This is a genomic window from Jiangella gansuensis DSM 44835, assembly GCF_000515395.1.
Taxonomy (GTDB): domain Bacteria; phylum Actinomycetota; class Actinomycetes; order Jiangellales; family Jiangellaceae; genus Jiangella; species Jiangella gansuensis.
Genome location: NZ_KI911782.1, coordinates 3,908,754 through 3,920,512, shown reverse-complemented (window position 1 = coordinate 3,920,512; position 11,759 = coordinate 3,908,754). Strand labels below are relative to the sequence as shown.

General features: G+C 70.8%; 11 protein-coding genes. 8 read left to right on the top strand and 3 right to left on the bottom strand.

The features are described from left to right. Positions 1–9 precede the first annotated feature (9 nt). The gene (locus JIAGA_RS0118425; RefSeq protein ID WP_026876802.1) at positions 10–801 is read right to left on the bottom strand and encodes an ABC transporter permease; all 792 of its coding nucleotides are present in this window, start codon (positions 799–801) and stop codon (positions 10–12) included. After that, positions 798–1,802: an ATP-binding cassette domain-containing protein gene (locus JIAGA_RS30740; RefSeq protein ID WP_051426246.1), complete on the bottom strand. Its 1,005-nt coding sequence runs from the start codon at positions 1,800–1,802 to the stop codon at positions 798–800. The genes JIAGA_RS0118425 and JIAGA_RS30740 overlap by 4 nt, the downstream gene beginning before the upstream one ends. A gap of 150 nt (positions 1,803–1,952) precedes the next feature. On the opposite strand from JIAGA_RS30740, the gene JIAGA_RS0118415 reads away from it, so the two are divergent. The 3 genes from JIAGA_RS0118415 to JIAGA_RS0118405 are packed head-to-tail and all read left to right on the top strand — an operon-like array spanning position 1,953 to position 5,040. Then, the gene (locus JIAGA_RS0118415; protein ID WP_026876801.1) at positions 1,953–3,236 is read left to right on the top strand and encodes a hypothetical protein; all 1,284 of its coding nucleotides are present in this window, start codon (positions 1,953–1,955) and stop codon (positions 3,234–3,236) included. Then, the gene (locus tag JIAGA_RS0118410) at positions 3,233–3,883 is read left to right on the top strand and encodes a hypothetical protein (RefSeq protein ID WP_026876800.1); all 651 of its coding nucleotides are present in this window, start codon (positions 3,233–3,235) and stop codon (positions 3,881–3,883) included. Before JIAGA_RS0118415 ends, JIAGA_RS0118410 begins: the two co-directional genes overlap by 4 nt. Next, the gene (locus JIAGA_RS0118405; RefSeq protein WP_026876799.1) at positions 3,880–5,040 is read left to right on the top strand and encodes a hypothetical protein; all 1,161 of its coding nucleotides are present in this window, start codon (positions 3,880–3,882) and stop codon (positions 5,038–5,040) included. Before JIAGA_RS0118410 ends, JIAGA_RS0118405 begins: the two co-directional genes overlap by 4 nt. A gap of 158 nt (positions 5,041–5,198) precedes the next feature. Here JIAGA_RS0118405 and JIAGA_RS0118400 read toward each other — a convergent pair whose 3' ends face one another. Then, positions 5,199–5,942, bottom strand: a complete 744-nt coding sequence (locus JIAGA_RS0118400) for a GntR family transcriptional regulator (protein WP_026876798.1) — start codon at positions 5,940–5,942, stop codon at positions 5,199–5,201. 179 nt (positions 5,943–6,121) lie between these two features. On the opposite strand from JIAGA_RS0118400, the gene JIAGA_RS30735 reads away from it, so the two are divergent. From JIAGA_RS30735 to JIAGA_RS0118375, 5 genes are all read left to right on the top strand, one after another. Next, entirely contained in the window at positions 6,122–7,540 is a 1,419-nt protein-coding gene (locus JIAGA_RS30735; RefSeq protein WP_035812690.1) for an extracellular solute-binding protein, read from the top strand. 139 nt (positions 7,541–7,679) lie between these two features. Next, positions 7,680–8,495 carry an ABC transporter permease subunit gene (locus tag JIAGA_RS30730; RefSeq protein ID WP_051426245.1) on the top strand — a complete coding sequence of 272 codons (816 nt, stop codon included), beginning with the start codon at positions 7,680–7,682 and terminating at the stop codon, positions 8,493–8,495. Then, the gene (locus tag JIAGA_RS0118385) at positions 8,492–9,313 is read left to right on the top strand and encodes a carbohydrate ABC transporter permease (RefSeq protein WP_026876797.1); all 822 of its coding nucleotides are present in this window, start codon (positions 8,492–8,494) and stop codon (positions 9,311–9,313) included. Before JIAGA_RS30730 ends, JIAGA_RS0118385 begins: the two co-directional genes overlap by 4 nt. Then, positions 9,313–10,407, top strand: coding sequence for an ABC transporter ATP-binding protein (locus JIAGA_RS0118380; RefSeq protein WP_026876796.1), 1,095 nt, complete (start codon positions 9,313–9,315; stop codon positions 10,405–10,407). The genes JIAGA_RS0118385 and JIAGA_RS0118380 overlap by 1 nt, the downstream gene beginning before the upstream one ends. Then, a complete protein-coding gene (locus JIAGA_RS0118375; protein ID WP_051426244.1) occupies positions 10,404–11,618 on the top strand; it encodes a CehA/McbA family metallohydrolase in 1,215 nt (404 codons plus the stop codon). The genes JIAGA_RS0118380 and JIAGA_RS0118375 overlap by 4 nt, the downstream gene beginning before the upstream one ends. The last annotated feature ends 141 nt before the right edge of the window (positions 11,619–11,759 follow it).

Below are 11,759 nucleotides of genomic sequence, written 5' to 3'. Positions count from 1 at the left end.
AGGGTGAAGTCAGCGGACCGGGGGCCGGCGGAACAGCTTGAGCGCCCAGAAGTAGCCGAGCAGGCCGAGCACGGCTGTCCAGGCGAGCGCCAGGACGGCGTTGTTGCCGATCTCGGTTCCCAGCAACAGGCCGCGCACTGTCTCGATCACGGGGCTGAACGGCTGGTATTCGGCGAACCACGCCAGACCAGCCGGCATCGAGTCGACGGGGACGAACCCGCTGCCCAGGAACGGCAGCAGCACCAGCAGCGTCGGCGTGTTGCTGGCCGTCTCCACACTCTTCGCCTGCAGGCCCATGGCGACGGCCAGCCAGGTCAGCGCGATGGCGAAGAGACACAGCAGGCCGATCGTGGCCGTCCACTCCACCAGGTTCGCATTCGTCCGGAACCCGATCAGGAAGGCCACCCCGATGACGATCGCGATGCCGACCAGGGTCTGCAGAAAGCTGCCGATCACGTGACCGGTGAGCACCGCGCCGCGGGAGATCGCCATGGTGCGGAACCGGGCGATGATGCCTTCGTGCATGTCCATGGCGACGGAGATCGCCGTCCCCTGGATCGACGCGGACACGGTCATCAGGATGATGCCGGGGACGAGGTAGTCGATGTAGTCGCCCCTACCGGCGGACGAGCCGCCGAGGCCGGCGCCGAGGGTCTCGCCGAAGACGAAGACGAACATCAGCAGCATGATCACCGGGAGTGCGATCAGCTGCACGGTCATCGCCGGATAGCGCGCCCACCGGCGCATGCTCCGGCGCAGCATGGTGCGCGAGTCGTGGGCAGCAAGGGTGAGAGTGCTCATCGGGCGGTCTCCTTGGTCATCGAGCCGGGTGCGGTGTCGGTCGCCTCGGCGGCGTCGGCGTGTGCGACAGCCGGGCGGCCGGTCAGCGCCAGGAACACGTCGTCGAGGTCGGGGGTGTGCACGGTGAGGTTCGTGACCTCGATCGACGCGACGTCGAGGTGATCGAGGACGGCGCGCAGCGACTGGACGTCGCCGTCGCTCGGGACCTGCAGAGCCAGCGCGGCGTCGTCGCGGGTAGAACCGGCGAACGCACGGGCGGCCTGGTCGAGTTCGTCCGGGTCGGCGAACTCGAGCCGGATGTGGCCGCCGGGGATGAGCCGCTTCAGCTCCGCTGAGGTGCCCTCGGCGACGATCCGGCCATGGTCGAGCAGCGCGATCCGATCGGCCAGCTCATCGGCCTCCTCGAGATACTGCGTGGTGAGGAAGATCGTCACGCCGCCGGCCACCAGCCCGCGGATGGCGTCCCACATGATGCGCCGGGTCCGCGGGTCCAGACCGGTCGTCGGCTCGTCGAGGAAGATCACCTTCGGGTCGCCCACCAGCGTCATCGCGAGGTCGAGCTTGCGCCGCATGCCGCCGGAATAAGTCGTCGGGTTCTTGTCCGCGGCGTCCACCAGGTCGAAGCGCTGCAGCAGCTCGGCCGTGCGGCGCCGGCCCTCGTCCCGGGGAAGGTGGTTGAGGTCGGCCATGAGGAGCAGGTTCTCCTCGCCGGTGAGCAGGTTGTCGACGGCGGAGAACTGACCTGTGACGCCGATGGAGCGGCGGATGCCGTCCGCGTCCGTCGCGAGGTCGTGGCCGGCGACTCGCACGCTGCCGCCGTCGGATTCGATGAGCGTCGAGAGGATCTGGACGGTGGTGGTCTTGCCGGCGCCGTTCGGGCCGAGCAGCGAGAAGACCGTGCCTTCGGGAACGACGATGTCGACGCCGTCGAGGACGGTCTGCTCGCCGTAGGCCTTGCGGAGCCCGGCCGCGCTGATCGCGGTAGGTCGGTCGGTGGTCATGGGGTGCCTCGTCTCGGTGTCGCGGTTTCGATGCGACAACCGTCGCCGGTACCGCTGACACCGCCGTGACATGTCGCTGACGCGGTCGCTGACACGGCTGACGCCGGCCCTGCGGCTCGTGTGATCACCGATGGTGGATAGGCTCGCCGGGTGGCCGTCGTCCCCGATTCGAAGACCACACTGTCCCGGTGGCGGCGCGCCGTACAGGTCTGCGCGCTGGCGGCCGGTGCTCTGGCGTTCGCCGCGCCCGTCGCGCCGGCAGCGGCCGCGCCTGCCGACCTCCCGCCCGGCGGCACCGTCGCACAGCTCATCGAGGAGTTGCGGGCCGACCCCGTGCTCGTGCGGCCGTCCATGGCGATGGGTGACTCGCGACGCGCCCACGACGTGCTCACCGATGCCGCCGCCGACGTCGACGTCCCGGTTTACGTAGTTCTCGCCGAGACCCCTCCCGACCTGGCGAACGCGGAACGCGCTGCCGAGCAGGCGGCCGTCCTGTTCCGCGAAGAGCTCGGCGACGGGCTGTATCACATCGAATTCCTGGAGGGGATCTCCTACACCCAAGCCTGGGGCGACGGCCTGGACGAGTTCACCGTCCGGCCGGCGGCCGACGCCATCCGGCGGGCCGAAGCGAACGCACCGGGCGAGTACCCGCGGGCATCGGCGCTGCTGGAGGCCGTCTACACGGTCCGGTCCGCCGTCGACCCCGGCGCCGCGCTGCCGGACGCCGTCGTCGACGAGTACGCGGCCCAGCCCTGGGCGATCCTCCCGGAGCCGGACTCCGACCGGGCGGACGCCGCCGCTGCGCGCTGGGTGGCTGTCCTCGCCACCGCGTCCGGCATCGTCGTCGCGGGCCTCATCGTCACCCTGGTCGTCGCTCGGGCGAAGCCGCTGTCGCGCAAGGACGGCCGGGACCGAACCGGCCACGCACCGATACCGGCCGGCGTCCGCGCCCAGGCCGAGCGCCGGCTCGACGACGCCCGCCGCCGTCTGGCCGGGTTGCCCGCCCACACGCTGTCCGCCCCGCACGCCGCGGCGGCCGCGCTCGCCATCGAGGCCGCCGACCAGGTGCTGACCACCGGCGACGACGCCGATGACCTCGACGCCGTCGGAGCTCTGGTGCTGGCGCGGATCGCGGACCGGGAGCTGGAGCGACAGTCCGAGCCGAAGCTGGCCGCGTACCGACCGTGCTTCGTGAACCCCGCCCACGGCGAGGCCCGGGACACCGTCCGGGTGGGCGGGTCGTCGATCGACGCACCGGTCTGCCGGTCCTGCGCCCGCGACCGCGCCGAAGGGCGGTTCCTGTCGGTACGCCGGCGGCTGCGTGGCTGGACCCCGTACGTCGAGACACCCACGGTGTGGGCCCGCACGGGGTTCGGGGCCCTGGTCGGCGACCTCGCCGCCCAGGTGCTCGAGGATCGGAGCGCCCGCCGATGAGTCGCCACGCCCGAGGTCTGCTGATCACGCTGGTCTGTGCGCTGGCCGGGGCCGCGATCGCCTGGTGGGCCGCCACGCCCGGGGTACCGGCCGAGCCCGACGTCACGGAGCGCGCCCGGGCGGCCGCCGACGAACTGCGGGACTCGCACCTCTACGTGGAGCCGAGCGCCGACGGTGCCTTCACCGAGGAGGAACTGAGCCGGCTCGAGGCCGCGGCAGCCGCCGCCGACCCGCAAGTCTTCGTCGTCGTGTGGCCGGAGAGCTACGAGGCGGGGTACCGCTTCAGCTCGGACGTACTGCGTCAGATCGGCCGGCTGACCGGCCGGCCCGGCCTCTACCTCGAGGTCAGCCCCGGGGGCGACCTGTCCAGCGCCGACATCGGCATCACCGGCGAGTACTTCTCCGCCTACGGCACCCTCGACGGCGAATGGACCAGCGCCCGCGAGACCACCCGGGTGCTGGAGGAGATCGAGGCCAACGACGGCCGCGAGTACGAGCTGGGCGAGGACACCGGCAGCCACTACTGGGGCGGCACCGGCGGCACCATCGCGGCCGGGCTGCTCATCGGCGTCTTCAGCGGCGGTGTGGCCGGGCCGTTGATCCTCGGCGGCTGGTTCGCGGTGCGACGACGGAGGGCGAGGACGTGATCAGGCAGGATGACGTAGAACAGCCGGCGTATGTGCCCGACCCGGCGGCCATCGCAGCCGATCTGGCCGACGACGGCGTCCACCTCGACCCGTCGCTCGCCGAGGCCGTCACCCCCGCTCAGCTGGACGACATCACGTCACTGGTCGCCGATGCCGGCCACCGCGTGTTCGTGCTGGCCGTGCCGTTGGACTACGGCAGCGACATCTCGTCCAACCAGCTCGCCGCCCTCGTACGCCGCGAGCTGCCCGAGGACGGTGTCTACTTCGTCTCGGCGGGCTCGGACCGCTGGCGCATCGACACCACGACCTACGGTGTCTCGACCGACAACGAGAACGCTCTGGCCACCTCCGTGGCGATGGACCGCTACCCGACCGATCTCGGCGAACAGCTGGTGGAAACGCTCGAGATCTACACCGGCGGCAACGTCCGTCAGGTGTACGAGGAGCAGTTCCCGGAACGGCAGGACTCCAGCACCACTCAGAGCGACCCGGGCGAGCCGGCCCAGATCCTCGGCATGGACGCTCCGGTGGCCGCCGGGCTGGGCGCCGCGCTGGTCGCCGTCGTCGTCCTCGGCTGGCTGCTCGCCCGGCGGCGGTCCCCGCGGGCGGACGTGACGTTGAAGCGGCGGGCGCTGCAGCGGATCTCGTCCGCGCAGACCCGCGAGTGGCGCCGGCGCGCCGAGACGGAGAGCGCCGCGCTCGGTGAGCGCATTCGGCAGCTCGAGATCGGCCACGGTGCCGACAGCGCGGCCTGGGCCGCGGCGCTCGACCACTACCAGGCCGCGACCGCCGTGCTGGACCGATCCGCCGACGCCGCCGACTCGATCGGCGCCATCGTGCTCACCCGTCGCGGCGACGACGCCCTCGACCACGCGGTGGCCGGGAAGGCGTGGACCCCCACCGTGGTGTGCTTCTTCAACCCGCTGCACGGTCCGGCGACGACGACGTCGCCGTGGGCCACGTCGGCCGGCACCCGGAAGGTGCCGTGCTGCGCCGACTGCCGTCGCGACCTGCGCAAGCGCCGGGAGCCGGAGATCCTCGACCTGCCCACGGAGACCACGGTGGTGCACTACATGGACTCCGCCGCCGAGCCGTGGGCGTCGACCGGCTTCGGGGCGTTGGCGCCGGACCTGCTGGACCGGCTGCAGGAGCGCTGACGGCGGCGGCCGCCCGGCGGACACCACCAGGCGTTCTCCCGCTTCACCAGGCGTAGCTCCCTGGTGAAGCGGGTGGACGCTGTGTTTCCAAGAACTGGCTGCTCGCATAGCGCGGGCCCGCTTCACGTGATCATTTTGCGAGCGGGCGGCGGCGTTCGTCAGGTGGTCGTGAGCGTCAGCTCGAAGGTGTACATGGACGCGCGGTAGAGGTGGGACCCGTATTCCACGGCACGGCCGGTGTCGTCGTAGGCGATGCGGGTCATGGTCAGCAGCGGCGCACCGGCGTTCTCGGCGAGCAATCGCGCTTCCGCCGCCCGGGCCGCCCGGCCGCCGATGGTCTGGGTGGCGATCTTCAGGTTGACGCCGGCGTTGCGGATCAGCGCGTACAGACCGTTCTCCGCCAACGATGCCGCGTCGAGCCGGAGCAGCTCGGTCGGGACGAAGTTGCTCATGATCGACAGTGGTTCGTCGCCGGTGTAGCGCAGCCGGCGGATGGCGTAGACCTCGCCGCCCGTGGTCAACCCGAGTGCCTCGGCCACCACCTCGCTGGGCTCCTGGACCTCGAAGGAGAGGATCTCGGTGCGTGGCTCCTTGCCGGCCGCGCGCAGGTCGTCGTAGAGACTGGACAGCTCCACCGGACGGCGAACCTTTGGCTGAACGACCTGGGTGCCGACGCCGCGCTTGCGGACCAACAGCCCGCGGTCGACCAGGTACTCGATGGCGCGGCGCATGGTGGGCCGCGACAGTCCGAGCTGGTCGGCCAGCATGATCTCGTTGTCGAGCCGGGTACCGGGCGGGTAGGCGCCGGATTCGATGAGCTGCTCGAGGTGCTGAGCCACCTGGAAGTACAGCGGAACCGGGCTGGTGCGGTCGACGACCAGCTGCGGGATTCCCTCGGCCACCCCGACCCCCTCACCTCTCACCTATAGACGTCAGTATGTTAAGACATTTGGAAGACCATCGATCAACCGGACCGTCGTCCAGGTCGCGGTTGGGTCACTTGTTACGGCGATGTCTGGCCTTCGTCAACAGGTCATGACAATCTGACAGCCGAACATCGAGGTTCGGCTCAGGAGGATCGATGAGGCTCAACTCCCGGCTCGGCGGTACGGCCGCCGGCTTCCTCGCCACGGCGCTCGTCCTGGCCGCGTGCGGGAACGACGACGATGGCGGCTCCGGCGGCGATCCCGAACAGAACGCCGACGCCACCGAGGTCACACTGACCATCACCGACAACTCGATCGTCGGCGGCAAGAACTCCGAAGGCGCCGAGTGGATCACCAACTGGGTGATCCCCGAGTTCACCGCCATGCAGGCGGAGCAGGGCGTCGACGTCACCGTCGAGTTCGAGGAGAACGGCGTCGACGACGAGGACTACAAGACCAAGATCGCCCTCGATCTGCAGTCCGGGGGCGGCGGCGACATCATCAGCATCGACGGCATCTGGACCGGCGAGTTCGCCGAGGCCGGCTACATCACTCCGCTGACCGACGTCGCCGGCGACGCCGTCGAGGAATGGGACGGCTGGGACCAGATCCCGGAGGCCGTCCAGCAGGCCATGACGTTCGACGACGAGGCGTACGGCATCCCCGTCGGCACCGACGGCCGCGTCATCTTCTACAACCGGGACCTGTTCGCCCAGGCCGGACTGCCGGCCGACTGGCAGCCGACCAGCTGGGACGAGATCCTGCAGGCGGCCGAGGCGCTCAAGCAACTCGAGGGCGTCACCCCGCTGCAGATCAACGCCGGTGTCCCGATGGGCGAAGCCACCACCATGCAGGGCTTCCTGCCGCTGCTGGCCGGAACCGGCGAGGAGATCTGGGCCGACGACACCTGGACCGGCGCAACCGACGGGGTCGAGCAGGTGCTCGAGTTCTACGGCCAGGTGTACGGCGAGGACGCCTACGGTGACCCCCTGCTGCAGCAGGAGGCCCAGGGCCGCGACACGTCGTTCCAGCTGTTCGCCGGCGGTCAGCTCGGCATGCTCATCGAGAGCGACTACTTCTGGCGCTCGGTGGTCAACCCCGACGGCGGCATCGCACCGATGGCGAACCGCGACGAGGTCGTCGGCTGGGCGAAGATCCCCGCGCGCGAACCCGGCGCCGGGCTGAACGGCCAGGACTTCGTCAGCATGTCCGGCGGCACCGGCCGCGTCATCAACCCGAACACGGAGTTCCCGCAGCAGGCGTGGGAGCTGATGATGTTCATGAACTCCCCCGAGGCCTTCGAGGCACAGCTCGCCGGCGTCCCGCGCATCACCCCGCGCGACGACGTCAACGCCACCGCTCTGGCCGGCGACCCGATGCTGAGCTTCATCGCCGAGGAGGTGCTGCCGATCACGGCCTACCGCCCGGCGCTGGCGCTCTACCCGGAGGTGTCGGTCGCCCTGCAGGAGGCCACCGCCGCCGTCGCCAGCGGCACACCGGCCGCGGACGCCGCGGCCGCGTACCAGAGCGAACTGGAGGACCTCGTCGGTGACGACGGTTCCATCGCCGACTGATCACGATCCGGCGGGCGCTCCCCCTCCTGGGGACGCCCGCCGGGTCCCCAGCAAACGACGTTCCCGCCGCCGGGGCGTCGACGACGGCGACGCCGCCGGCCTCGGCCGATGGCGCGCGACCGGATTCGTCGCGCCGGCCATGCTGGTCATCGCCATCTTCCTGCTGTTCCCGGCCATCTGGACGCTGTACCTGGGGCTGACGAACTGGCGGCTGACCGGCCTCGCGGCCCGCGAGCCGGAGTTCGTCGGGCTGGAGAACTACACCGACGCGCTCACCGACCCGGACTTCCGCAACTCGCTGGTCCTGACGCTGGCGTTCGTGTTCTTCTCCGCCATCGTCGGGCAGTCGATCCTCGGGTTCGCGCTGGCGTGGACGGCGCGCAAGCTGCGTCCGGCGTTGCGCTCCGTCGTCGAGACCGTGGTGCTGCTGGCCTGGATCATCCCGGCCTCGGTGGTGGCGTTCCTGTGGCTGGCCCTGTTGGACCGGCGCGAAGGAACCCTCAACGCGCTGCTCGGCACCGACGGCACCGCGTGGTTGCTCGAGTACCCGATGCAGTCCATCATCGTCTTCAACATCTGGAACGGCACCGCGTTCTCGATGCTGCTGTTCAGCTCGGCGCTGGCGTCGGTGCCGCCGTCGCAGTTCGAGACCGCCCGCATGGCCGGTGCCGGCACGTTCGCCACCCTGCGCGACGTCGTGCTGCCCAACATCCGCGGGCACATCCTGACCAACACGCTGCTGATCACGCTGTGGACGTTCAACGTGTTCGCGCCGTACCTGATCACGGCCGGCGGACCGCAGGGGCGCACCGAGATCCTCGGCGTGTACATCTACCGGGTGGCGCTGCGTGACGGCGCGCTCGGACAGGGCGCCGCGCTGTCGCTCATCATGATCATCATCAACCTGGTGGTGGCGTCGGTGTACCTGCGACTGTTGAGGGAGCGCCGGTCATGAGTGTTCGGGCTGCCTTGGGCGTCATCGGCCGGTACGTGTTCGCCGGTTTCGTGCTCGTGTTCTTCGCGCTGCCGCTGCTGTGGCTGCTGACGGCTCCGTTCGACACCGCGCCGTCGGTGCAGGTGTCGGTGCCGGACTTCACGCTGGAGAACTTCCGCACCCTGTGGGACAACCCGTACGCGATGCGCTCGCTCGGCAACTCGGTGATCATCGCGGCCGGCACCATGGTCATCACCCTGGTGCTGGCGGCGCTGGCGTCGTACGCGCTGTCCCGGGTGCGCATCCCCGGCCGAGACACCCTGCTCTACCTGCTGCTCCTGCTGTCGTCGATCGTCACCGGGACGGCGGCCATGGTGCCGACGTTCCTGCTGATGACCGAACTGGGGCTGATCGACCGGCAGCTCGGCGTGGTGCTGGTGCTGACCGGCGGGCTGCTGCCGACGGCCATCTTCATCCTCAAGGACTTCATGGACTCCACGCCGCGCTCCTACGAGGAGTCGGCGCGGGTGTTCGGGGCGTCGTCGCTGCAGATCCTGCGGCACGTCGTGGTGCCGATCGCCCGGCCCGGGCTGGCGACCATCGCGGTCTGGGCCGTGGTGCAGGTGTGGGGCAACTTCCTGGTCCCGTTCATCCTGCTGCGCTCCCCCGACCAGCAGCCGGCCGCCGTCGTCATGTTCACCTTCTACACCGAGGGCGGCCAGCCCAACCTGGGCCTCATCTCCACGTTCTCCCTGCTCTTCTCCATCCCGGTAGTGGCCATGTACCTGTTCGTGAACCGCCGCTACGGCTTCCGCTTCCACGGAGGGATCAAGCGCTGATGGCGGCGATCACCACACACCAGCTGGTCAAGGAGTACCCGGGCGGGGTCCGCGCCGTCGACGGCCTGGACCTCACCGTCGAGGACGGCGAGTTCTTCGCCCTGCTCGGCCCGTCCGGCTGCGGCAAGACGACCCTGCTGCGGACCATCGCCGGGCTGGAGACGGCCACGGACGGACGGCTGTCCATCGGCGACCGCGACGTGACCGACCTGCCACCGGGACAACGCCGGGTCGCGATGGTCTTCCAGGACTACGCGCTGTTCCCGCACATGTCCGTCGTCGACAACATCGCCTACCCGCTGAAGATCCAGAAGGTGGACAAGTCGTCCCGGCACACGTCGGCCGAGGAGGTTGGCGACGGCCTGTCGCTGGCCGGCCTGATGGCGCGCCGGCCGGGGCAACTGTCCGGCGGGCAGCAGCAGCGCGTTGCGCTGGCCCGGGCGGTCGCCAGCAACCCCGAGGTGTTCCTGTTCGACGAGCCGCTGTCCAACCTCGACGCCCGGCTGCGGCTGGAGGCGCGCACGTTCCTCAAGCGGCTGCAGCGCGACCTCGGCGTCACCACCGTGTTCGTCACCCACGACCAGGCCGAGGCGCTGGCCCTCGCCGACCGCATGGCCATCATGCGCAGCGGTCAGATCCAGCAGATCGGCAGCCCGCGGGAGGTCTTCTCCCGCCCGTCCAACACGTTCGTCGCCGGCTTCGTCGGGTCCACCCCGATGAACCTGCACCCAGGCATCGTCGCCACCGGCGACCGGGTCGAGGTGGCCGGAGCCTCGCTGCCGCTGCCGTCCACGGCCGCGGGCTCGGTGAGCGACGGGCAGAAGGTCATCTGGGGCGGCCGTCCGGAGTACCTGCGCTGGTCGGCGACTGAGGTCCCGGACGCGATCGCCGGCACCGTCACCGTCATCGAGAACCTCGGCGCGTCGGTGCTGGTCACCATCGAGGCCGACGACGTCCTCGTCCAGGTCGTCGTCGACGAGGACGAGGAGCCGGCACCGGGCACCCGCGGCTGGGTCGCCGTCCGTGCCGACCGGACGCTGCTGTTCGACTCGGACAGCGAGGAACTGCTCGGCGCCGCGGCGCCGGTCGCATGACGGTGTCGTCGGCGCGGTTCGACCGGCGGATCGGACCGGACGACCGCGCGGAGTCGCCGTACCTCGAGCTGCCGTTCGAGGTGCGGCCGGGGACGTCGTCCGTACACGTGACGCTGCAGTACGACAGCGCGGCAGGCGTGATCGACATGGGGTGCGTAGGCCCCGGCGGATGGCGAGGCTGGTCCGGCGGGGCGCGGTCGCGCTTCACCATCACGCCGGACGCGGCCACGCCCGGCTACCTGCCCGGCGAGCCCGAGCCCGGCGTCTGGGCGGTGGTGCTCGGGCTGCACCGGGTTCCCGCGGCCAGGCTGTCGGTGTCGGTGACCGTGACGCTGGACGACCCCGCGGCACCGCTGGACCCCGAACCGGCCCCGCCGCCCGTACCCCAGCGCCCGCCCCGCCGCGCCCTGCCGGCCGATACCGGACTGACCTGGTTGGCCTGCGACTTCCATGCACACACCCTGCACTCCGACGGGTCGCTGGGGGTGGCGGAACTGGCGGCGACGGCCGTCTCCGCCGGACTGGACGTACTGGCGGTCACCGACCACAACACCGTCAGCCACCATGCCTCGCTGCCGTCTGTGGGTTCGCGGTACGGGGTGACGCTGCTGCCCGGGCAGGAGGTGACGACCGACCGCGGCCATGCCAACGCCTTCGGCCCCATCCCGTGGGTGGACTTCCGCCAGCCGGCGGCGTCGTGGGTTCCCTTTGTCGCCGCGAACGACGGCCTGCTCTCGATCAACCACCCTCTCGCCGCCGACTGCGCCTGGCACCACCCGCTCGACCAGCGCCCACCGCTCGCGGAGATCTTCCACTGGTCGTGGCTGGACCGCACCTGGACCGGACCGCTGGCCTGGTGGACGGCGTGGGGGCTGTCGACCGTGCCGATCGGCGGCTCCGACTTCCACACCCCCGCCGAGAACCGGCCCCTGGGCGCCCCGCTGACGTGGGTGGCTTCGCGCTCACCGGACGTGGCCGACGTGCTGGACGCGCTACGGGCCGGCCGGACGGCGGTGGCCTGGGCCGCGGACGCCCCCGTACTGCTGCGGGTGGACGGCGAACTGGTCGCCGTCGGTGCCGACGGCCTGCTGCTCGCCGACGTCTGGGGCCGGCGGCGCCCGGTCCACGGCGACCTGGCCCGCTTCCCCGCCGCCGACGGCCCGCACCGCCTGGAAACCCCCTTGGCCGCCGTCGTGGCACTCACTCCGTAGGGCCGCCGCCCTCAGCACTCCCCTCCCCTCCCCCGTTGATCTTGGAGTAATGGCGGAATCTACCGGACATTTCGGCGCCCGATTCCGCACTTACTCCAAGATCAACGCGCGTCGACGGCGGCAGCCAGGCCGCGTTCCACG

Bases quoted from the DNA above. Each gene is read 5' to 3' on its own strand.
- JIAGA_RS0118425 (WP_026876802.1), bottom strand. From the start codon at position 801: ATGAGCACTCTCACCCTTGCTGCCCACGACTCGCGCACCATGCTGCGC.
- JIAGA_RS30740 (WP_051426246.1), bottom strand. From the start codon at position 1,802: ATGACCACCGACCGACCTACCGCGATCAGCGCGGCCGGGCTCCGCAAG.
- JIAGA_RS0118410 (WP_026876800.1), top strand. From the start codon at position 3,233: ATGAGTCGCCACGCCCGAGGTCTGCTGATCACGCTGGTCTGTGCGCTG.
- JIAGA_RS30735 (WP_035812690.1), top strand. From the start codon at position 6,122: ATGAGGCTCAACTCCCGGCTCGGCGGTACGGCCGCCGGCTTCCTCGCC.
- JIAGA_RS30730 (WP_051426245.1), top strand. From the start codon at position 7,680: ATGCTGGTCATCGCCATCTTCCTGCTGTTCCCGGCCATCTGGACGCTG.
- JIAGA_RS0118385 (WP_026876797.1), top strand. From the start codon at position 8,492: ATGAGTGTTCGGGCTGCCTTGGGCGTCATCGGCCGGTACGTGTTCGCC.
- JIAGA_RS0118380 (WP_026876796.1), top strand. From the start codon at position 9,313: ATGGCGGCGATCACCACACACCAGCTGGTCAAGGAGTACCCGGGCGGG.
- JIAGA_RS0118375 (WP_051426244.1), top strand. From the start codon at position 10,404: ATGACGGTGTCGTCGGCGCGGTTCGACCGGCGGATCGGACCGGACGAC.